The following is a 21,699-nucleotide window of genomic DNA, read 5'->3' as shown; positions in this document are numbered from 1 at the left end:
CCGCCAGTTACTCGTAGATCTGGCGGTTGTTAATGATGGAGATGCAGAACTGTACTGAAATAATTTAGCACCGTTCAGCTAAGTCATTATTATTTTTCTAATTCATCATATGCTTCAACGATGAAGTTTCTAATGTTTATTATGCATGATTCAATGAAAGGAATAACTTCATAATTATTACCATGGAATTTTATTTTTTTTTCTTCAGTTATAACAATGTTTAGAGGCACCCCTTTTCCACTTACTTCCAAGTTTCCATTTTTGAGACTGAAATCCTGTATTTTCTTACCATTGACATAGTTATTCTCGAAAACGAAGTTGGATGAACCGTCGGCTTGAATCAAGCTAAAACCGTCTACGCTAACACTGATGTCTTTAACAAAACTATCTTCTTTAAGAGGGATAGGTTGTCTATGCTTAACTTCATTTGTAAGATTACACATCATTTTCAGCCAATTTTTACCAGTATGATAATCTTGTATCGAGTTGAAAGTTTTGTATAATGGTTCTGATGATGGTTGTTTTATATTCAGTGTCTTTAAGAAAAAATTGTCTACGAACTTTTGCTCTCCATATGGGAAATAAATCTTAGGACGCACAGTCGTGCTGTTTGCCCCAACATACTTATCATAAGAATCATTAGCAACATACTCTAACGAGCTTCGCAAGTTTTCTAATATCGACTTGACCTTTACTGGCTTGATTTGCTGACTTTTTTTCATTGTTTCAAGGCATTCTTCCACTTCTTGCAACAGATCTAACGTACCTTGTCTAGACATACAGATTTACCCTTTTACGTTGTTTTCTGCATGTTATACCTAACTATTTGCTTATCAAATACCCCCATGTAATAAATTATGAGAGCAGCAATGAACATTGCAATAGATAGTTTTTATTTATCGCCTGTTATCAGAGATGAACCAAGCATGGCTATGAGTATTGATAGTCTCTCGGTGTATCTTGATGGTATTGAGGAAAAGCACATGTCCGAAATCACCGCGCCCGAGCAAATCCGCCTTGGCATTATCAAGAAAGTTAACTACGACACTGCGGCGGCCAAGCTGGCCATTGACTGGGTCGGCGACAGCTATCTGAAATCTCAGTTGTTTGCTGATTCATTCGACCGCGTATTCACCGAAAGCGAGATCGTTTCGAAGACCCGCAAGGCTATCCAAGAGGCGACTGAAGCGCTGGCGCTGTTTGATACCGCTGCCGAGCAGTCCAGCTAAGGCATTACAAAAGCCCTCACATGAGGGGTTTTGTAATGCGTTATTCTTACTTCTTGGAGGCCATATGCGCCTGACAGTTCTCGACGACGATCCGGGTGAACGCATCGAACCTGTTCGCGAGCGTATCACGGTATACCTTGATGATGTTGAGGTGAAGTACGCCTTCTCGGCTGATAGCGATAAAGGCGAAGTGATTGCCGCCGTGCTTGATAGCCGGGGTTACCCCACTGCCGAGAACGGCGAGGTTAAGCGCCAGACGCTGTTCGGTCAGGTGAGGATAGAGCGGTCACCTTAATAACAGGACCAGATCATGGGCAAAGAGCCGCGCATCTACGGCAGCAAGTGGGACCGAGAACGTCTTATCTTCCTTCGTGCTCATCCCTTATGCGTCATGTGTCACGAGCAAGGCAGGGTGACAGCGGCAACGGTGGTTGACCACATCATCCCGCACAAACTGAAAGAGGCTCTGCGCTCTGGTGACAGCCAGGCAATAGCGAAAGCGCAAAAGCTATTCTGGAGCCGGAAGAACTGGCAAGGGCTGTGTAAGCAGCACCATGACTCTACAAAGCAGCGAATGGAGAAGCGCGGCACCGTCATCGGTTGTGATGAGAGCGGCATACCGCTTGATCCTAACTCGCACTGGTTTAAATGATAATAAATCTCATTTTGGTAGCGATATGGTTGCAAATGGAATCATTTCAAATTAAATGATATCAATTATCATCTTAGGGGGAGGGCGGGTCAAAAGTTCAGAACCTCGAACCCAAATGACCGCCGCCAGTCCTTTTTGTGCACAACCGCGAAATGAAAAGTTTTTTTCCGGGAGGTTCCGATGGCAGGACGACGCCCGAAACCGACCCACCTCAAAGTGGTTACCGGCAACCCGGGCAAACGCAAACTTAACGACAAAGAACCATCGCCAGCGCGAGAAATACCAAGCCCTCCAGAGCACCTCACTGACTGGGGAAAGGTGGCGTGGGGGAAGCTGACCGTGCTGCTGGATGGCATGGGCATTTTAACCATTGCCGATACGCTGGCGCTCGAACGACTCTGCGATATTTACGCCGACATTCTGCAGCTTCGCCTGACTATTGCTGACGAGGGGCGAACTTACACCGTGCAGACCGAGGGCGGTTTTTTGATTAAGGCTAACCCGGCAGTAGCAATGTTGGCGGATGCTGATCGACGTTTTAAAAGTTACCTGGTTGAATTCGGTCTGACTCCGGCCGCCAGAACGAAGGTGAAAGTGGATGGTGGAGAAAAAGAAGAAGACCCGCTCAACCAGTTCTTCGGTTGATCCCGCCACGCAATATGCGCGGGATGTAGACTCCGGCAAAGAAATCGCCGGGCCTGACATCAGGAATTCCTGTAAGCGACATCTCAAAGATTTGGAATCCTGCCATGCCCGCGGGTTGGTATGGGATGTTGCATCGGCGCAGCGCGCCATCGACTTTTTTGCCAAGGTACTGAAGCTCAACGGCGGTGAGCATGAAGGTAAACCCTTCAACCTGCTACCGTGGCAGTGCTTTATTGTAGGGTCGATATTCGGCTGGAAGAACTCGGATGGTTATCGTAGATTTCGCATGGTGTACGTTGAATCTGGTAAGGGTTCCGGCAAATCACCACTGGCAGGCGGAGTGGGGCTTTACTGTTTAACAGCAGATAAGGAGCCTCGTGCCGAGATATATGCAGCTGCAACGAAAAAAGACCAGGCCATGATCCTTTTTCGTGATGCTGTCGCGATGGTGGATCAGTCCCCTGCGTTAGCGCAGCGAATAAACAAATCAGGCGGCGCCGGGAAAGAGTGGAACCTTGCGTTTCTTCAGACCGGCTCATTTTTCCGGCCTATCAGTTCGGATGATGGGCAGTCAGGGCCACGCCCACACTGTGCTCTGATTGACGAAATTCACGAGCACAAAAACAACCAGGTTGTGGAAATGATGCGCGCCGGGACGAAAGGTCGTCGCCAGGCGTTGATTTTCATGATCACTAACAGCGGCCACGACAAAACCAGCGTCTGCTACGACTATCACGAGTATGGGCGTAAAGTTGCCGAAGGCTCGATTGAGGATGACAGTTTCTTTTCTTTCATTTGCTCCCTGGACGAAGGAGAAGACCCATTCAAGGACGAGTCCTGCTGGAAAAAAGCAAACCCCTCTCTTGGTCATACTTTTACCGATCGCTACCTGCGTGAGCAGGTTACTCAGGCTCGGGGGATGCCGTCGAAGGAAAGCATTGTTAGGCGGTTAAACTTCTGTCAGTGGGTGGATGCCGATAACCCCTGGATGAGTAGCGATGTGTGGATGGGGTGCGAAGAGGACTTTGACCTGCAGGAGCTGCAGGGAGAAGAATGTTATGGCGGCCTGGACCTTTCAGGAACTCGCGACCTAACGGCGCTGGCGCTGTTTTTCCCGAAAAAGCGCCGCCTGCTCGTAGAGTTCTGGACGCCGAAAGATACTCTGCTGGAAAGGGCTAAAACGGACCGGGTACCTTATGATGCCTGGGAGCGTGACGGATTTATTCACACCACTCCAGGTAAAGCGGTGAAATATGGTTTCGTTGCTGAGCGAATATCAGACCTTTCCCAGATGTTCTATATCAAAGCGATCGCTTTCGACCAGTACCGTATTAAGTATCTTGAGCCGGAGCTGGAGGAGGCTAACGTATCTGTCCCTCTGATACCTCACGGCCAGGGCTACTATAAAGCGCAGGAATCCGGGTTGTGGATGCCTCATTCTATTGAGTTATTCGAGCAACGCCTGGATGACGGCGAAATCATTATTAAAAACAATCCCTGCCTTCGATGGAATGCAGCTTCCGCTGTTACCGAAGCAGACCAGAAGGAAAACCGCATATTTGCCAAGAAAAAGAGCACGGGCCGAATTGATGGTGTGGTGGCTTCTGCAATGGCAATAGGCGCTTCCGAAGGTGATGTCACTGATGATGGTGATATTGACGACTTCTTCTCACAACCGTTGAGCATGTGATGGACGATACAAAATACAGCATTGATCTACGTACCAATAATGGCTTGTGGGCAAGAGTAGCATCTTGGTTCGTTGGTGGTCGGCTGGTAACGCCAGAGCAGGGGTCGCAAACTGGCCCTGTATCTGCCAGCGGCGTGCTGGGCGACTCCCAGATAACCGATGAGCGCATTCTGCAGATATCGACTGTCTGGCGCTGCGTCTCCCTTATTTCCACCCTGACCGCCTGTTTGCCATTGGATGTTTTCGAAACCGATAAGAATGATAACCGGAAGAAAGTTGGCCTGAATACACCGCTTGCACGTCTGCTCCGGTACTCTCCAAATCAGTACATGACCGCGCAGGAGTTTCGCGAGGCCATGACAATGCAGCTTTGTTTTTATGGAAATGCCTACGCCTTGATAGAGCGTAATTCTGTGGGAGATGTCATAAGCCTGCTTCCCCTGATGTCGGCAAATATGGATGTCAGGCTCGAAGGAAAGAAGATTATCTATCGCTATCGGCGTGATGCTGAATATGCGAATTTCAATCAAAAGGACATTTTTCACCTTAAAGGCTTCGGATTTAGTGGCCTGGTAGGCTTGTCTCCAATAGCTCACGCCTGCAAATCAGCCGGTGTTGCCGTGGCGATGGAGGATCAGCAGCGAGAGTTTTATGCTAATGGCGCAAAGTCTCCCAAAATATTAACCACTGGGGATCGGGTTCTGACAAAAGAGCAACGTGCTCAGCTGGAGGAGAATTTTAAAGAAATCGCTGGTGGTCCGGTGAAGAAACGCCTCTGGATACTTGAGGCGAATTTTCAGGCTCATGATATCGGCGTCAGCCCTCAGGATGCAGAGACAATGGCGTCCCGTAAATTTCAGGTGAGTGAACTTGCGCGATTCTTTGGCGTTCCTCCCCATCTGGTAGGCGACGTGGAGAAAAGCACCAGTTGGGGAACCGGGATCGAGCAACAGAATCTGGGATTCCTTCAGTACACACTGCAGCCATACATATCCCGTTGGGAAAACGGAATTCAACGCTGGTTATTGAAACCGGATCAAGTCGGCGTATATCACGCAGAGCACAACCTGGATGGATTGTTGAGAGGTGATTCTGCATCACGTGCGGCCTTCATGAAAGCTATGGGCGAGGCAGGATTACGGACAATAAACGAAATGCGGAGGCTGGATAACTACCCTCCGGTACCTGGCGGTGATGTCGCCATGCGCCAGGCACAATATGTGCCCATTACAGATCTAGGTAATAACACAAAGCCCCGCAATGACGGGGCTTAATTTTTATGGGGGCCATGATGCCTGACATCATCAAAACGCTTTCTTTCGATGAAACAGAAATTAAATTCGCCGGAGATGGTAAGCAGGGAATTTTTGAGGGATATGCCTCTGTATTCGGTAATACAGATTCAGACGGCGATATCATTCTTCCAGGTGCCTACAAAAACACGCTTGAAAAACAGACGCGCAAAGTTGCGATGTTTTTTAATCACCGGCAATGGGAAATTCCTGTTGGAAAATGGGATGCCCTCGAAGAAGACAGTAAAGGTCTTTATGTTCGTGGACAGCTTACCCCCGGAAATAGCGCGGCCAGTGACCTTAAAGCAGCCATGCTTCACGGTACGGTCGAGGGAATGTCGGTTGGTTTTGCAGTAACAAAAGACGACTACAGCATTTCGCCCGCTAATGGTGGCCGCATCTTCAAAAACATTTCATGGCTAAAAGAAATCAGCGTCTGCACATTTCCGGCAAACGAGCTTGCGGGTGTTGATTCCATGAAAAGTATCGACGGCATTGAAACCATTCGTGATGTTGAAGCCTGGCTGAGGGATTCAGTCGGTCTCAGCAAGTCACAGGCAGTAGGGCTTATCGCCCGGTTTAAGTCAGCAGTTCGGAGCGAGTCCGAATGCGACGAAAACAAAGATATCAGCGCTCTGCTTAAGAGCATCTCTAATTTTCATCAGACATTAGGAAATTAATATGTCCGAACTCGCTCAAATTCAGAAAGCCCTGGAAGAATCACAAAGTAAGCTGCAGGGGCTTTTCGACGAACAGAAAAAACAGATCGAGCAGAATGGCACGATCTCCAAACAGTTGCAGGATGATATGGCGAAGGTTAATGAGGAAATGACCAAAACTGGTCAGCGTCTCTTTGATCTCGAACAGCGACTTTCTTCCGGCCCTGATAATCCTGGTGAAAAGAAATCCTTCTCAGAACGTGCAGCAGAAGAGCTGATTAAGTCATGGAATGGCAGTAAAGGTAACTTTGAAGCGAGCACTTTTAATAAATCGCTGGGAAGTGGCGCTGCATCTGCCGGGTCTCTCATTCAGCCGATGCAGGTTCCTGGCATCATTATGCCTGGCTTACGACGTCTGACCATCCGTGATCTGCTGGCTCAGGGGCGTATCTCCAGTAACTCACTGGAATATGTCCGTGAAAACGTTTTTACCAACAATGCTGCAAGCGTGGCGGAAAAAGCGCTCAAGCCAGAATCCGACATCACATTCACCAAGCAGACTGCCAATGTTAAAACCATTGCTCACTGGATTCAGGCTTCCCGTCAGGTGATGGATGATGCGCCGATGCTTGAATCTTATGTTAACAACCGCCTGCTGTATGGCCTGGCTTTGGAAGAAGAGCGCCAGTTGTTAAACGGTGATGGCAGCGGTGATGACCTGGAGGGTATCAACCATGTTGCAACGGCGTATGATACGGCTCTGAACGTTACAGGTGATACGCGTGCTGACATCATCGCTCACGCCATTTTCCAGGTAACTGAATCCGAATTCAGCGCCTCTGGCATCATCCTCAACCCCCGTGACTGGCACAATATTGCCTTATTGAAAGATAACGAAGGGCGATATCTCTTTGGCGGACCTCAGGCGTTTACCAGCAACATCATGTGGGGGCTTCCGGTCGTTCCTACACGCGCTCAGGCACAGGGAACCTTCACCGTCGGTGGTTTTGATATGGCCTCTCAGGTCTGGGATCGAATGGATGCCACCATTGAGGTGAGCCGTGAAGACCGCGACAACTTCGTGAAAAACATGCTCACTATCCTGTGTGAAGAGCGTCTGGCGCTGGCGCATTATCGCCCGTCTGCGCTTATTAAAGGTACCTTTGCTACAGAACCTGCTGGTGGTTAATGGAGGAGGGCGGGAAACCGCCCTTTAACGCATGACGATTAATGCTCTGGATGTGGTTTCAATTGAAGAATTACGCCAGCACATTGAGTTTGACTCAGATGACCGCGATGCGCTTATTGCCCGTTACGCTCAGGGTGCGCTGGATTACTGTCTGACATATTGCGACGAACCACGCTGGAAACAGCCCGACGATCTCCCTTCCCAGGTTGTCAGCGCCATGCTCTTATTTTTCTGTGATGCCTTTGAACATCGCGGAGCGCAGACAGAGACTCAACTTTATGCCAACCAGAGGGCCCATGATCTGTTATTTCAGGTAAGAAACTGGAGAGGCGAAACTGATGTAGTCGAGGGGGTATAATGGAGCCAGGTCGTTTTGTGCACCGCGTAGTAATTATGAACTTTTCTACCACGCGAACTCCTTCTGGACAGCCGGTTGAGCAATGGCTTGAGGGAAAAACCATTTCAGCAGAGGTGAAAGGCATCAGTGGGCGGGAACTGCTGTCTGCTGGTGCAGAACAGGCCGATGCAACAATTCGTGTATGGACCCGCTACCATCATGAGATCACCGCCAGGTCAAGATTGAAGGTGCTGACAGGTCCATTCAAAGACGCCATCCTGAACGTTACCGGTCCTCCGGTTCCGGATATAAAAGGTACCCGGCTGGAAATTCTCTGCAAACAGGGGACCGAAAAATGATTGATGTGAATCTGGATTTTTCCGGGTTGCAGGATATTGCCCGCGATCTGCAAACACTCAGCAAGGCCGAAAATAATAAAGTTCTCCGGGAGTCGACCCGTGCTGGTGCCGAATTGCTCCGCGAGGAGGTGATTGATCGCGCTCCTGAGAAATCCGGAAAACTGAAGAAAAACGTTGTTGTCGTCACCCAGAAAAGTCGCCGTCGCGGTGAAATTTCATCTGGGGTGCATATTCGTGGCGTTAACCCGCGAACGGGGAACAGCGGCAATACAATGAAGGCCAGCAACAAGCGGAATGCGTTTTACTGGCGCTTCGTGGAGTTGGGAACATCTACAGCGCCTGCACATCCGTTTGTTCGCCCAGCTTTTGATACCCGCATGGAAGAAGCTACGCAGGTGGCGATGCAGCGGATGAATCAGGCTATCGATGAGGTGTTATCAAAATGACAGAGGATGATCTCCATGACCTGCTGTCAACGCTGGCAGACGGGCGGGTTTATCCGTATGTGGTGCCGCTAGGCAGCGACGGACTTCCTGCAGTTTCCACTCCCTATGTCATTTTCTCGATACCGACTGATGTTGCCGGGGATGTTTTCTGCGGCCAGGCAGAGTCGACACTGCGCATTCAGGTTGATGTATGGGCTGAAACGAATGACGAAGCCAGAGCGTTACGCCTGGACGCCCTGGCTCGCCTGCAGGTTCTTTCACCTGTCGAGGTGACAAAAATTCCTGGCTACGACACGACAACCCATCTTCATCGGGCAACCCTCGAAATAACGGTCATTGCCTGACAAAAACCAATCCAATCCGACCGCCGCTGGCGGTTTTTTCATTTATGGAGGCTGCGATGTCAGCACTATTTGAACGTGCCCAAAAAACGGTAGTAATGATTACCTCTGTGCCGGTCACCGCGGCAGAGCTGGATAACGCAACCTGGTTAAACCTGAGTTGCACTATCAAACAGGCAAGCTTTACCGCTGGTCAGAAAAACGATATTGACGTGACAACGCTCTGTTCGGATGAAACGGAAAATATCAACGGCCTTCCTGCTCCGTCTGAAATGTCACTTTCCGGTAACTTCTACCGCAACCCGGCGCAGGATGCACTTCGTGAAGCATATGATAACGACGGGGTTTATGGGTTTAAGGTTATTTTCCCGTCTGGTAATGGATTCCTGATGCGCGCTGAGGTACGTCAGCACACCTGGGATTCTCAAACCAATGGCGTGGTTGCTGCAACGTTCTCGCTGCGTCTGAAAGGTAAACCCACCAATATTAACGCCCCAGGAGTTCTGTCGTTTGCTACTGACCTTCCGGCGTCCCAAACGGTCGCGGCAGGAAGCGCCCTGACCATGGGCGTGGTCGTCCAGGGCGGTACGGCACCTTATACCTACGCCTGGAAAAAGGGCACCTCGACGGTCAGCGGCCAGACCAGCGCAACGTTTACGAAAGCCAGCGCTGTATCCGGTGATGCCGGGGTTTATTCCTGCGTGGTTACTGATGCCGATGGCACTGTGATCACTTCTTCTGATTGCACCGTCACCATCAATTAACGGAGCGCCGGGAGACCGGCGATAAAATTAATGTCAAAACCGAGTCTTAAAGCACTGGCACTGGCACCGATGGCGGGCTTTCGTAAAAAAGAAGTCCCCGTTCCGGAGTGGGATAACGCCAAAGTCATCATTCGTGAGCCATCAGCAGAAGCCTGGATTCGCTGGCAGGGCATTGCCAGCCCGGAACCACCCAAACTACCGGAAGGGCAGGAGCCTCAGGAGGCACCAGAACTGACCCCTTCAGAACGAGCCTTCCGCACGATGCGGGCCGACGTCACGCTTTTCATCGATATTTTGCTGGATACCGACCTGCAGCCCGTCTTTACTGTCGATGACACCGAACAGGTTGAAGCGATCTATGGCCCTGTGCATTCCCGGCTGTTGAAGCAGGCACTTGATCTCATTCGTGACGCGGATGATGCTAAAGCAAAGTAAAAATGCCTGGCATGCAGTTCCTGATGGCGCTGGCGCTCCGGATGGGCCGCACGCTGGGCGAACTGCGACAAACCATGACGGTTGGCGAATTCAGGATGTGGGCTGAGTACGACCGTATCAGCCCAATCGGCGATATTCGCGGCGATATCCTCAATGCTCAGCTGGTATCTGCGGTTTACGGAGCGCAGGGCGTTAAAGTCACCATTGAAGATGCTCAGCTTCAGTGGAGCACAGAAGAGATTGAGGTAAACGACGGCGGCAATCCCTTTGCAGGGCTGGAAGCGGCGCTGCTGGCTGCGTCAGCATAGCCAGTAATAATTCGTGTGGATGCCACTCATAACAGGTGTTATGTTGTTTTTTTTGACACACGGAGTGCTTTAAATGACTACTACTGGCTGGATATTATTATTTGTTTTTGCTCGCCTTATTGATCTTGTTATCTGGTATTTCCTGAACAGAGGAAGCGTAAGAGCTAATGATCAGATCGCTATGCTTAAAGAAATCTCTGAAAAGCAAAGTGCTCAAATTGATCTTCTGATTGCACTTGCTCATAAAAAAGAGGAACCAGAAAAAGATTATCTGGAAGAAGCAAGGAAAAAAGCTGGTTTAATTTAATAATATTGAAATCATAAAAAAGCCCCACAATGTGGGGCTTTTTGTTTCTGAGGAAATGAAATGGCAACCCTGCGTGAACTTATCATTAAAGTTTCTGCTAACTCTCAGTCATTCCAGACCGAGATAGCCCGCGCGTCACGTATGGGGGCTGATTATTATAAGACAATGCAGAATGGCGGCAGGCAGGCTGCGGCTTCAGTTCGGGAAACTCGCCGTTCTGTTGCTGAACTAACTGACCAGATGGAGTCAGCAAAGGCTACCGCACTGGGGTTAACCGGGGCATTTGCTGGTGCTTTTGCTACGGGGCATTTAATAGCCTTGGCTGATGAATGGAATTCAGTAAACGCCCGCCTAAAACAGGCATCTCAATCAACTGATGATTTTACCAGCTCTCAAAAACAGCTGATGGATATCAGTCAGAAAACGGGTACATCTTTTTCTGACAACGCTAATTTATTTTCCCGTTCAGCAGCCTCAATGCGGGAATATGGTTACAGCTCCAGCCAGGTGCTGGATATTACTGAGGCTATTTCTACTGGTTTAAAACTTTCTGGCGCGAATGCTCAGGAGTCCAGTTCGGTCATCACTCAGTTTAGCCAGGCTCTGGCGCAGGGCGTGCTGAGAGGTGAAGAATTCAATGCCGTCAACGAGAGCGGCGACAGGGTTATACGGGCGCTTGCGGCAGGGATGGGGGTTGCGCGTAAAGACCTTAAATCTATGGCGGATCAGGGGCAGTTAACCATTGATAAAGTAGTGCCAGCCCTCATCAGCCAGCTTGGTAAGCTACGGAATGAATATGGTGAATTGCCGCAGACTGTTTCATCGTCGGCAACAAAAGTTGAAAACGCTTTTATGCAATGGGTCGGTGGAGCTAATGAAGCTAGTGGCGCGACAAATACCCTAACCGGATTACTTGATGGCGTAGCCAACAATATTGATCAGGTCGCCACTGCTGCCGGAGCGCTTGTTGCCGTTGGTGCAGCCCGATATTTGGGAAATATGGCTCTTGGTGCCAGCTCTGCAACAGCCGGGATTATTAACGCTGCAAAAAGTGAAGTAGCTTTAGCTGAAGCCCAGGTCAGAGGGACGCAGGTTTCGACAGCTCGCGCGCGTGCTGCAGTTTATCGTGCCCAGCAGGCACTGGCAGCGGCGCGGGGTACAGACGCGCAGGCCGCCGCAGAAAAACGGCTCTCACTGGCGCAGGAGTCACTTAACCGTAATATTCAGGCCAGAGTATCCGCTCAGACTGCGCTGAACTCGGTTACTGCTGTAGGTTCCCGGCTCATGGGTGGAGCATTAAGCCTCGTTGGCGGTATTCCAGGGCTGGTTCTGCTTGGTGCCGGTGCCTGGTACACGATGTACCAGAATCAGGAACAGGCCAGATTATCCGCTCAGGAATATGCAAACACCATTGATGCAGTCCGTGAAAAGACAAAATCAATGTCCCTGCCCGAAGTTTCTGATAATGAGACCAAAACCCGTCAGGCGCTGGAGGAGCAAAACCTTCTTGTTGATGCCCAAGCATCAAAAGTAAAAAGCCTGAAGGAAGAGATCGCGGGCTATCAGTATGTCCTGTCTAACCCCGGACCAACAACCAGTGGCGGTTTCATGATAAACCACCTGACTTCGGTCGAAGCGGTCACCCGTGGTCTGGAAGAAGCGACTTCCGCTCTTGCCGTTGAACAGGAGAGGTTAGCTCAGATGCAGGCTAAGTCTGAGTCGATCCAGTCGGTACTGGAGGGGATAGAGAACAGGCGAATAGCATTAATCCGGCAGCAGGCTGCAGAACAAAATTCAGCTTATCAATCGTTATTAATGATGAACGGTGAGCATACGGAATTTAACCGTCTTCTGGGTCTCGGAAATAATCTTCTCATGGCCCGGCAGGGGCTGGTAAACGCACCAGTACGCTTACCACAGGTAGACCTGACAACCCAGCAAACGGCTGCACTGGAAAAAAGCCGCCGTGACCTGGCGCTTTCAAAACTCAAAGGTGAGGATAAAGAACGCGCACGACTGGGTTACGCTGCGGATGACCTGGGGTTAACTAACGACCCTCAGTTTCAGACCGGACGGCAGGAGTTGATTAATAACGGCCTGAATGAATGGAGAAACAACCAGGAAAATAAACCAAAGCCAAAAGGAAGGCATGGGAAAACCGAGGCGGAGAAAACCGAAGATACCTATACCCGGCTGATTAAACAGCAACGGGAGCAAATTGCTCTTTCCAGCCAAAATACTGAACTGGCAAAGATGAAATATCAGGTTACTCAGGGGGAATTATCTTCGCTTGAAAAATCCAAAAAGGAAACATTGCTGCACAATGCTGCGCTTATTGATCAGAAAAATATCGCTGAACAGTTAAAAACATTCCGCGAAGGTCTGGCCGACAGTAATGCTGCCGCCCGGGAAAGGGGGAATATCGTTTTCCTCGGCGCGGGACAAGGGGATAAAGCCCGTGATCGAATGAAGGAAATGGCGGATATTCACGCTGATTTTCTGAGGCAGCAGCGTGATTTACAGCGTGATTTCAGTCGTGGGCAGATTTCCGAAGACCTGTATAAAAAGCAAACGGAAGCGCTTAAAACAGCGCTTGCCGAACGCCTGGATATTCAGGAGGAGTATTACAAAAAAACCGATGAACAGCAGTCAGACTGGCGGTCAGGGGTCAGCGATTCCCTGATGAATTATGCCGATCAGGCTTCTGATCTGAGTTCAATGGCTGCCACTGCAACCAGCGAAATTCTGGATGCCACCACTAACTCTATTTCCAACAACCTGACCAACGTCCTAACGGGCGCCGCTTCGTTTAAAGATGGTATGTCGAATATTTTCTCTTCCCTGGGAGAAACAGTGATTAAGACGCTCATCCAGATGGCAACACAGGCGTTGATCACTAAAGCGATTATGGCTTCATTTGGCGGTGGGGCTGGTGGATTGTTCGGTAGTCTTTTTGGCGGAGCTAGCGGTGGGGCAAGTGTTGGGAGTGCTATTCAAAGCGCGGGAGCTAATTTTTCATTTAACGCTCTCGGAGGCGTTTACGATTCTCCGTCACTTTCTGCCTACAGCAATGGTGTTTACAGCACTCCCCAATATTTTGCGTTTGCGAAAGGGGCAGGTGTATTCGGCGAGGCCGGGCCGGAAGCCATCATGCCCCTTACCCGTGGCGCTGATGGTTCGCTTGGGGTCAGAGCTGTTGGGCGGGAATCTCCGGCGGTACAGAACGCTGCGAAGCAGATCCAGGCACAGCCACGAATTGCTGTCAGCGTAGATGCCAGAAGTACGTTCACCGGTAAACCGGATGACATAACGATGCAGGCAATTGAGCGAAGGAATGACGCTCTGGAACAGCGGATAGTTAACACCTTAACCGCCGAAGTAAATAACCCCCAGAAGAAATTCGGTCGGGCTATTTATTCAAATCTCCAATCTAAAAAACCAAGATAGACCTGCCCGGAGGGAATATTCATGGCAGATATTTTCTACCCGGATGAATACCTGCCCATGCCGCTTATGGACGGGTACGGGTTTAAGCCTATATCACCTTTACTGCGAACGGAGATGACGTCCGGTCGCGCTCAACAACGAAGGCGATATACCTCAACACCCACCCAGGCATCAGTTAAATGGATTTTTAAAACTGATGCTCTGGCGCAGGTGTTTGAGGCGTTTTTCAGGGATGCGCTTAAAGATGGCCAGTCCTGGTTCTATCTGAAACTCCAGACTCCAGTCGGGGTAAAGCCCTATAAAGCCAGGTTCGTGGATATTTACGAAGGGCCGACGCTGGTCGCGCCAAAATACTGGCAGTACAGCGCAACGCTGGAATTATGGGAGCGCCCGTTACCGCCTTCTGGTTGGGGAAATTACCCGGAATGGCTGGCGGGCCAGTCGTTACTGGATATTGCGCTTAACAGAGAGTGGCCGAAGCATGACAATTCTTGAGCGACTATATGCCAGCAGCGGATCGGAGGTTATTCACGATACGCTGCAGATATCCGCAGGCGATGATAACTACTGGCTGACCAGTGGCTGGGATGACGTTTCAGTGACGCTGGAAAATGGTCAGCCGGTGACGTTTGATGCCAGCGCGATAGATATCGCCTTACCAGCCAGGAACGCCGACGGGACACAGGATTTAAAGTTTGCTATCAGCAATATTGACGGAAGGGTTTCTGAGGCGATCGATAAAATTCTGGATGAAATGAAATCAGCCACGCTGACATTCCGGCGGTACATTTCATCTGATCTGTCTGCTCCGGCATCATCACCGTATACGCTCGATATCAAATCCGGCTCCTGGACCCCGACAGCAGTTCAGGTCACGGCAGGCTATATGAATGTCCTCAAAACAGCCTGGCCCCGTAAACGTTACAACCTCGCCGAGCATCCGGGCTTACGTTACTAACCTGAGGCAAATATGTTTAATCCTGATAAATACCGTTCTGTTAAATGGCAGAAGGGCGGTAGAGCCTACCCGCTACTCGACTGCTTCGGCATTGTGAATGAAATACGCAGCGACCTGGGGCTACCTGAATGGCCTGATTTTGCAGGTGTGACCAAAGACGGCGGGGGCCTCGACCGGGAGGCGAGAAAGCTGATGCTTTCGCTGAAACGTTGTGACCCCTGTGAAGGTGCCGGAGTGGCCTGCTATTCGGGCTCAACAGTTTCCCATGTCGGGATCGTTGTAATGCTCGATAACCAGCTGCAGGTCGCGGAATGTAATCCAGGCTCGGGGGTTACGTTTCTGCCACTGGCGCGATTTATCCGCCGCTTTAACCGCGTGGAGTTCTGGCAATGACGATAAAGTTTTACCCGTCCCGGCTACCGGGTGAACCACTTGAAACGCACGAGCATGGTGTGCTTACGCTGCATGAGTGGATGTGCAGAAATGTCCCGAGCTATTCACAGGATAAAACTCATCCTGTCGTGATCGAGCTGAACGGCCAGGCAGTCCCCCCGGCGGAATGGCCGTTATGTTTGTTGCGGCCAGACAGTGACGTGCGAATATATCCCATTCCGTATGGCACGGGTCTTGAAATTGCCGCGTGGGTTTCGGTGGCCGTATCCATTGCGTCTACGGCCTATGCATTATTCTTTGCCCCTAAACCAGAGCTGGGCGGTTTTTCATCCAGTAACGCTTCATCGCTGGATCTGAACCCGGCGCGGGCAAACACCGCAAAACTCGGTGATCCCGTTAGGGAGGCGTTCGGGCGAAACCGGATTTACCCGGATTACCTGGTGCAGCCGGTAACGCGATTCGACCCCGCTGATCCCACCAGAATGACGGTAGAAATGTTTGTCTGCCTTGGATATGGGCGTTTCTCCTATACCGGTGGAGATTTTCGGGTAGGAGAAACTCCGGCGCTGACCTTAGGTGAGGGCTTTTCATATACCAGCTATGGGCCTGGCGATAATGTGGCTGGGGACCGTCGCAGTGAGATATGGTTCAACTCAACGGAAGTCGGGGGAACGTCGAGCGGCAGCGGCCTCGATATGGCTCAGACTGCCCCTGAAGCCAGTGATATCGTTGCTGATGCCATGACCGTCAGCGGTGCCTCTGTCTCGTTTTCTGGCCTCGATGTCGATGATGATAATGATGAAGACGAGGATGAGAACAAACTTCCTCCTGGCTGGATCGCCGGTGCAATTGTCACCCTGAAAGCGCCAGTGAATTATCAGGTATCCATCGAGGGCGGCTTTAACGTGCTGACAGGCGACGTCGTGTCAGAGATTGCGCCATTCAGCGGAATGCCTGTCACCCTAACGTTTAACGGTACTGACTATGATCTGCAGATCTCCACGCATACCCCTCACCAGGACGCCGTTCCGGGAACAGGAGGAGCGACTGCGGTATTACGCGCCAGTGCGTCGCCGTCAACGTATGACTTTACGACAACCAGCCAGACCTTTTCTCTGACCTGGCAGGGTATCACCTATACCATATCTCTGGTCGCCAACTACGGCACAATGTCTGGCTTGCTCGCAGCGATTAATGGCGGGTTGAATGGTTCGGGGCTCATTGCTCAGGATGATGGCGGCGTGATACGTATCGTCGAGATCTCCAGCCCCTGGCGTGGCGGTTCCATTACGTCATCTTTCCTGCCTGCGTCAGTATTTGGTGACAGCCCGGTATTTACTGCTGGTGCAGCCTCCAGTGGCGGAAGCCCTGCGGTAACAGCCAGCGTCACGCTGGCATACGATTCTGGCACTGCCTTTTCCGGATTGCCGGAAGGCACCCAGCGGATTTCCCTGGCGCACCGTGGCAACGAATACCAGATAGCGTCTACTGATGGTCCCTCTGCGACCGTACAGCGTGTGGTTAACGGTGTCGTTGACAGCACCTGGTCAGGCTTTATGACCCGTACCGTCGTGGATTTTGCCGCGTCTGGTATTAACGATAATGAAACCTGGCTCGGCCCCTTTCTGGCCTGCCCGCAAAATGAAGTTGTGGATGCCTTCGAGGTCAACTTTGCTTTCCCAAACGGAATTTGCGGGTTCCAGAACAACGGGAATAAGCGGGTCCGCCATGTCGAGTATGAAATCCAGTATCGCGTTTATGGTTCCGGATCAGGGTGGACGAGTAAGCCAGGGGTTTACGCGCTTAAAAACATTAATGGCCTCGGTTTTACAGAGCGTTTTGATCTGTCCTCTCCTGGGCTGGTGGAGGTTCGATGCCGCCGCCGTAACGAGCAGGGGAGCAACAACGCGAGAGACAGCATGTTCTGGCAGGCGCTCAGAGGTCGTTTGCTTTCCCGTCCGACCTCCTACGCAGGGATATCAACAATAGGGATCACGGTTGAAACCGGCGGCCAGCTGGCGGCCCAGTCAGACAAGCGTGTGAGTGTTGTCGCCACACGAAATTATGATGGCGGTGGTGACAGGACAATCAGCGGTGCGTTCCTGCATCTTGCCCGCAGTCTTGGATATCGCGACGACCAGATCGACATTGCGGCGCTCAGTACGCTGGAGGCTACCTACTGGACGCCAAGGGGAGAATATTTTGATCACCAGGCAAGCAGTGACAGCACGTCAGCAAAGGATATTTTCGACAAAATAGCCGAGGCTGGCATGGGGTATTTTCTGCTGTCTGACGGGTTGCTTTCTGTCGGGAGAGAGGGCGTCAAAAGCTGGACAGGGATCATTACTCCTCAGGATACCGTGGAGGAAATGCAGACGTCATTCAGGGTCCCGTCGGAGGATGATTTTGATGGCGTGGATGTGAAATATATCAACCCTGTGACCTGGGCGGAGGAAACCGTACAGTGTCGGACGCCGGAAAATCCTTTTCCGCGCAAAACGGAGGCCTACACCATTGATGTTGCCATGACTGCAGATCGCGCCTGGCGTATCGGGATGCGTCGGTTAATGAAATATCTCCACCAACGTCGAACCTATACGGCTACGACTTCAATGCTGGGATGGTGTCATGACTTCGGTGATCACATCATTTTGTCCGACGACATTCCAACCGGGAAAACCCAAAGTTGCCTGATTGACGCGATGATTTACGACTTCCAGGAAATTACGCTGCACGTCACGGAGCCACTGGACTGGAGCTATACAAATCCACGTTGCTGGATTCAATTTCAGGACGGAGGAGCATCACGTTTATTAATTCCTCAGATGGTTGATGAATTTACGCTCACAGTACCATACAGTGACGATCTCCATCCCTATGACTGGATAATGAATGACCCTGATACAGACCCGCCAAAACTTTTGTTTTGTGATAGTGAAAAAGGCGCTCGACACGGAATAGCTCAGAATATTGCGCCAGCTGGTGATGGAAATTGCCAGGTCACGGCTCCTGAATATAAAGATATTTTCTATCAATACGACGATGCTACATATCCAGGCAGCGTCGCATAAACAATTCCTACCTCAACTTTTATTCTCGCATTTTTTGGTTGGCGGGAATATATTGGAGAAATGAAATGGCATTTAATCCTCCTCTGGGGAGCACTACTCCTGCGGTTTTCATTGATAATGTTAAACGGCTTGAGCTGCTCATTAACGGCCCTGCTGATAATGTTGCAGACCGCGCTGGGGACCCGCTTTATTCATGGCGGGAAATTCAGCGTAGCTTGGTTCCTCTCGGTCGGCAGTATATGACTCTAGCAGATGCGCTAGCTGACATTGCAAACATTCCCAACGGGTCTTCTACTTATGTCCGAAGCCAGGGCGGAGAATCCATCGCAGATGAGTATATAAATAATGGCGGCGCGCTGGAACCAACCGGCCGTAAAATGCCCTCTCAGAGATTTGTGGCGGAGACAATTACGGCATTGCAGGGGGTAGTTACTTCTGTTTCTGTATTAGCACAGGCGGTGAATATTAACGAACGGAATATTCTCGATATCTATTCTTCGACTGACCGCACCGAAGACAAGCTGACAGGAATGCTGTCCGGAATTTGTTCGCTGACCGACAGTGTGTCGGAAATTTATCCGGAGCTGCCGTCTGAAGAAGAGCGCCTTCGTCTTTTGATGCTCGCCTGCGGCACGGCGGAAATACTGAACGCTCTGGATGGGTTTGATCCCCAATCACGAAGCGGTGGCGGTGATTCACTGATACACCCGACCATTCCGGGATTGTACATGCTGCCCGAGCCCGCCGGGCTGGTACATGTTAATGTCGATATCCAGACGGTGCCAACGTCAAAGGAAGCGCCGCCCGTAAAGGGGATCGCCAGCGTGTCATGCGGTGGTGGGATAATTCAGTTATATTGTCTGGTATCGGTACAGGGCGCAACGTCATCAAATTACCCAAAGAAAAACTTAAACATTGAGTTTTATCCGGACAGTAATTTTGATGATACTGTCGATGTGAAAATCGGCTCGCTTCTGCCCCACGATGAATGGGTTTACAAGGCGAACTGGATAGACTTTACGCACGTCAGAAACTTAATGTCATATCGCCTGTGGCATCGTGTCATGAATTCCAGAAATGGATTTCCGAAGTGGGACGTTGATAATTCATATCTCGGCCTGACCGGCGTAGCATCAGCACCAACCGGTGCGACCGGGCATCCTGATGGTTTCCCTTGTGTTCTTACCGTGGGTAATGAATTTTACGGTATTGGTGATCTAATGATTGGCAAGAAAAGAGCAAACTACAACTTACCAAAAAATGACCCGTTGAAAATTCAACTTGATTTTGGTGACTGGTTCGACATAACAAAATTCGATAATCCTGCCGCGTATGAATTTAAAGCACCAAAAAACCCCACGGATGAAACTAAGAATGCTATTAATAGTTGGGTCGCATTCTGCGCACTAGCAGGTGAAGATTTCAATAATGCGATTAACGCTAAGCTTGATAAAAATAATGTTATTGATTTCATTCTTTTCATTCAGCTTATTGCTGCCACCGACCTGATTCAGGACAATCGCGGTAAAAACGTTCAGTTTGTGTCCTATGATGGTGTGAAATGGTTTTTTATGCCTTATGACCTTGACACCACCTTTGGCCTTTACTGGGACGGAAAGGGAATTCATACGAATACTTCAGACGATATGTTTACCGGCTCTTTCTGGAAAAAAATCATCAGTTATTACTCAGCCGATATCAATGCGCGATACCAGTTTTTACGCCGGACAGGGGTTTACAGTGTCGATACGCTCTATGAGATAGCGAACGGCCTTTCCTGCCGCTATTCGGAGGCCCTGTGGAAGGCCGAGTCAAAAAATTGGACCGTTCCATCAGGCGGGTTTGCCACGCTAGAACAAATTTATTCATGGGCCACCAGACGGTTAACATGGATGGACACTAAATACAGCTACTCAGATAATTAAGGAAATTAAAATGGCTATCATTTCAAGTAAAGAACAGATTAAGCGCAGTATCGAAGCGGCGTCAAGAGGTCGGCAAACCGCTATTTTTACACCTGGAGGACAGCTGGTTGTTGTTAATATCTTTACGCCCGAAACAATCGAGAGCCTCATGCCCCAGCTGAATATTACCGGAACGCATCCTGCATTTTTGGTTAATGGTAAAAAGGTCAGCGCCTTGCTTGTTGGCACGTTCGCATGCGCACTATCAAATAATGAAGGGGTGAGTCAGGCGATGACTCCGATAGCCCCGGCAAACTACTTCAATGCGGCAAATGCCATTAATGCAATGGGTGATAAGTGGCATATGATGAACATCCATGAATATTCTTTTTTCCAGATGAAGTCCATTAAGCTGGGTATGCGGCCAATGGGTAATACGGCTGACGTTTTTGACAAAATGTTCGGCTGGGATTTTGCAGACCATACCGCCTATGGGCAGCGTGTTGACGGAAAGGCGCCAGGTACGGTTCTTGACGAATCTACCAACGGTAACGCAAATAAAATGACCACTATTTATACAGGTTCAGGTCCTGCGTCATTCCGGCATGACAGAACCTATAACGGGGTTAGCGATCTTGTGGGTAACGGCTATACGTTGTTGCCTGGACTGAGATTCGTGGGCAAGCCGGATACTGGCTACGAGGTACAGATTTTGGGGTCAGATATTGGCATGATGGCGAATATGACCGGAGACCCGTTGAATCTGACATATAATGGAAACGGTGACTGGAAGGCAATTGATGCCAGTACAGGTAACCTGGTTTCACCTACCTATACAGGCTCTCTGGTGACCGGAAATTATCTTCCGACTACCAACAACGCCATTAAAATGTACCCATCCGCGAAGGTTAGCAACGAAACTCTGGGTAAAACTGGATATCATCTTCCCCTTCTCGATAATAACGGTGGTCACCGTCTGGGCGACGGTCTTGTGTGGCGTTCGGGGTTGAATGCTGCGGCAATAGCGCGCCTGCGTCAGGTTGGCGCACTCCCGCATGCAGAGGTCAGCGTTGCAGGGAATGTATTTGCCGGAACCAATGAAACGGTCTCAATGTATCCGACTGCCGCTGCAAATTGCCTGATTTTGTTGTCTCCTCCTTCCGGGCTCTACGGGATGGTGTTCACAACGAATTTATATATGGACAGGCCGCAGCGATTACGGGTTTGTAGCTACGTTGAGTAGGTAATGACTCCAACTTACTGATAGTGTTTT

At 50.1% G+C, this 21,699-nt stretch carries 24 protein-coding genes; 23 read left to right on the top strand and 1 reads right to left on the bottom strand.

Translation table 11 applies throughout. The features are described from left to right. Positions 1 to 89: 89 nt before the first annotated feature. Entirely contained in the window at positions 90 to 779 is a 690-nt protein-coding gene (locus tag HMPREF3140_RS09975; protein WP_032412052.1) for a hypothetical protein, read from the bottom strand. 204 nt (positions 780 to 983) lie between these two features. Here HMPREF3140_RS09975 and HMPREF3140_RS09970 point away from each other — a divergent pair, with 204 nt between their 5' ends. The 23 genes from HMPREF3140_RS09970 (at position 984) to HMPREF3140_RS09860 (ending at position 21,669) form a co-directional block, all read left to right on the top strand. Beyond that, a complete protein-coding gene (locus HMPREF3140_RS09970; protein WP_032413046.1) occupies positions 984 to 1,229 on the top strand; it encodes a DUF2560 family protein in 246 nt (81 codons plus the stop codon). Positions 1,230 to 1,293: 64 nt separating this feature from the next. Continuing rightward, complete coding sequence (locus HMPREF3140_RS09965; RefSeq protein ID WP_070552968.1) at positions 1,294 to 1,524, top strand: hypothetical protein; 231 nt, start codon at positions 1,294 to 1,296, stop codon at positions 1,522 to 1,524. A gap of 15 nt (positions 1,525 to 1,539) precedes the next feature. Beyond that, on the top strand, positions 1,540 to 1,881 hold the full coding sequence (locus HMPREF3140_RS09960) for an HNH endonuclease (protein WP_070552967.1): 342 nt from the start codon (positions 1,540 to 1,542) through the stop codon (positions 1,879 to 1,881). A 180-nt stretch (positions 1,882 to 2,061) separates the two neighbouring features. Next, positions 2,062 to 2,526, top strand: coding sequence for a phage terminase small subunit P27 family (locus HMPREF3140_RS09955; RefSeq protein ID WP_004177162.1), 465 nt, complete (start codon positions 2,062 to 2,064; stop codon positions 2,524 to 2,526). Further along, on the top strand, positions 2,480 to 4,216 hold the full coding sequence (locus HMPREF3140_RS09950) for a terminase large subunit (RefSeq protein ID WP_070552966.1): 1,737 nt from the start codon (positions 2,480 to 2,482) through the stop codon (positions 4,214 to 4,216). Before HMPREF3140_RS09955 ends, HMPREF3140_RS09950 begins: the two co-directional genes overlap by 47 nt. After that, positions 4,216 to 5,490, top strand: coding sequence for a phage portal protein (locus HMPREF3140_RS09945; RefSeq protein ID WP_064168776.1), 1,275 nt, complete (start codon positions 4,216 to 4,218; stop codon positions 5,488 to 5,490). Before HMPREF3140_RS09950 ends, HMPREF3140_RS09945 begins: the two co-directional genes overlap by 1 nt. 17 nt (positions 5,491 to 5,507) lie before the next feature. Beyond that, the gene (locus HMPREF3140_RS09940; RefSeq protein ID WP_032731020.1) at positions 5,508 to 6,188 is read left to right on the top strand and encodes an HK97 family phage prohead protease; all 681 of its coding nucleotides are present in this window, start codon (positions 5,508 to 5,510) and stop codon (positions 6,186 to 6,188) included. 1 nt (position 6,189) lies between these two features. Continuing rightward, entirely contained in the window at positions 6,190 to 7,356 is a 1,167-nt protein-coding gene (locus HMPREF3140_RS09935; RefSeq protein WP_065802196.1) for a phage major capsid protein, read from the top strand. A 31-nt stretch (positions 7,357 to 7,387) separates the two neighbouring features. After that, a complete protein-coding gene (locus HMPREF3140_RS09930) occupies positions 7,388 to 7,714 on the top strand; it encodes a head-tail connector protein (protein ID WP_077264322.1) in 327 nt (108 codons plus the stop codon). Beyond that, positions 7,714 to 8,052: a phage head closure protein gene (locus HMPREF3140_RS09925; RefSeq protein ID WP_032730691.1), complete on the top strand. Its 339-nt coding sequence runs from the start codon at positions 7,714 to 7,716 to the stop codon at positions 8,050 to 8,052. Before HMPREF3140_RS09930 ends, HMPREF3140_RS09925 begins: the two co-directional genes overlap by 1 nt. Then, a complete protein-coding gene (locus HMPREF3140_RS09920; RefSeq protein ID WP_070552965.1) occupies positions 8,049 to 8,498 on the top strand; it encodes an HK97-gp10 family putative phage morphogenesis protein in 450 nt (149 codons plus the stop codon). Before HMPREF3140_RS09925 ends, HMPREF3140_RS09920 begins: the two co-directional genes overlap by 4 nt. Then, a complete protein-coding gene (locus HMPREF3140_RS09915) occupies positions 8,495 to 8,842 on the top strand; it encodes a DUF3168 domain-containing protein (protein WP_070552964.1) in 348 nt (115 codons plus the stop codon). Before HMPREF3140_RS09920 ends, HMPREF3140_RS09915 begins: the two co-directional genes overlap by 4 nt. A 56-nt stretch (positions 8,843 to 8,898) precedes the next feature. Beyond that, positions 8,899 to 9,603: an immunoglobulin domain-containing protein gene (locus tag HMPREF3140_RS09910; protein ID WP_070552963.1), complete on the top strand. Its 705-nt coding sequence runs from the start codon at positions 8,899 to 8,901 to the stop codon at positions 9,601 to 9,603. Positions 9,604 to 9,633: 30 nt separating this feature from the next. Further along, positions 9,634 to 10,038 carry a phage tail assembly chaperone gene (locus HMPREF3140_RS09905; RefSeq protein ID WP_070552962.1) on the top strand — a complete coding sequence of 135 codons (405 nt, stop codon included), beginning with the start codon at positions 9,634 to 9,636 and terminating at the stop codon, positions 10,036 to 10,038. An 11-nt stretch (positions 10,039 to 10,049) separates the two neighbouring features. Further along, positions 10,050 to 10,346 carry a phage tail assembly protein T gene (locus tag HMPREF3140_RS09900; protein WP_070552975.1) on the top strand — a complete coding sequence of 99 codons (297 nt, stop codon included), beginning with the start codon at positions 10,050 to 10,052 and terminating at the stop codon, positions 10,344 to 10,346. 73 nt (positions 10,347 to 10,419) lie between these two features. Further along, positions 10,420 to 10,653 (top strand): YebO family protein, encoded by a 234-nt coding sequence (locus HMPREF3140_RS09895; protein ID WP_016530182.1) that lies wholly within the window; start codon positions 10,420 to 10,422, stop codon positions 10,651 to 10,653. A 60-nt stretch (positions 10,654 to 10,713) separates the two neighbouring features. Then, positions 10,714 to 14,100 (top strand): phage tail tape measure protein, encoded by a 3,387-nt coding sequence (locus HMPREF3140_RS09890; RefSeq protein ID WP_070552961.1) that lies wholly within the window; start codon positions 10,714 to 10,716, stop codon positions 14,098 to 14,100. Between the two features lie 21 nt (positions 14,101 to 14,121). Continuing rightward, positions 14,122 to 14,595, top strand: coding sequence for a hypothetical protein (locus HMPREF3140_RS09885; protein WP_004884312.1), 474 nt, complete (start codon positions 14,122 to 14,124; stop codon positions 14,593 to 14,595). Continuing rightward, positions 14,582 to 15,058, top strand: a complete 477-nt coding sequence (locus HMPREF3140_RS09880; RefSeq protein WP_004864228.1) for a DUF1833 family protein — start codon at positions 14,582 to 14,584, stop codon at positions 15,056 to 15,058. The genes HMPREF3140_RS09885 and HMPREF3140_RS09880 overlap by 14 nt, the downstream gene beginning before the upstream one ends. Positions 15,059 to 15,070: 12 nt before the next feature. Continuing rightward, positions 15,071 to 15,451 carry a nitrite transporter gene (locus HMPREF3140_RS09875; RefSeq protein WP_025713372.1) on the top strand — a complete coding sequence of 127 codons (381 nt, stop codon included), beginning with the start codon at positions 15,071 to 15,073 and terminating at the stop codon, positions 15,449 to 15,451. Beyond that, entirely contained in the window at positions 15,448 to 18,522 is a 3,075-nt protein-coding gene (locus tag HMPREF3140_RS09870) for a host specificity factor TipJ family phage tail protein (RefSeq protein ID WP_032412024.1), read from the top strand. Before HMPREF3140_RS09875 ends, HMPREF3140_RS09870 begins: the two co-directional genes overlap by 4 nt. Positions 18,523 to 18,587: 65 nt before the next feature. Then, positions 18,588 to 20,447, top strand: coding sequence for a CotH kinase family protein (locus HMPREF3140_RS09865; protein WP_050594847.1), 1,860 nt, complete (start codon positions 18,588 to 18,590; stop codon positions 20,445 to 20,447). Between the two features lie 10 nt (positions 20,448 to 20,457). Further along, positions 20,458 to 21,669: a hypothetical protein gene (locus HMPREF3140_RS09860; protein WP_070552960.1), complete on the top strand. Its 1,212-nt coding sequence runs from the start codon at positions 20,458 to 20,460 to the stop codon at positions 21,667 to 21,669. The last annotated feature ends 30 nt before the right edge of the window (positions 21,670 to 21,699 follow it).

Origin of the sequence: Klebsiella sp. HMSC16A12 (assembly GCF_001808265.1) — a bacterium.
GTDB classification, from domain to species: Bacteria; Pseudomonadota; Gammaproteobacteria; order Enterobacterales; family Enterobacteriaceae; genus Klebsiella; species Klebsiella pneumoniae.
This window is presented reverse-complemented; position numbering and strand designations above follow the sequence as displayed.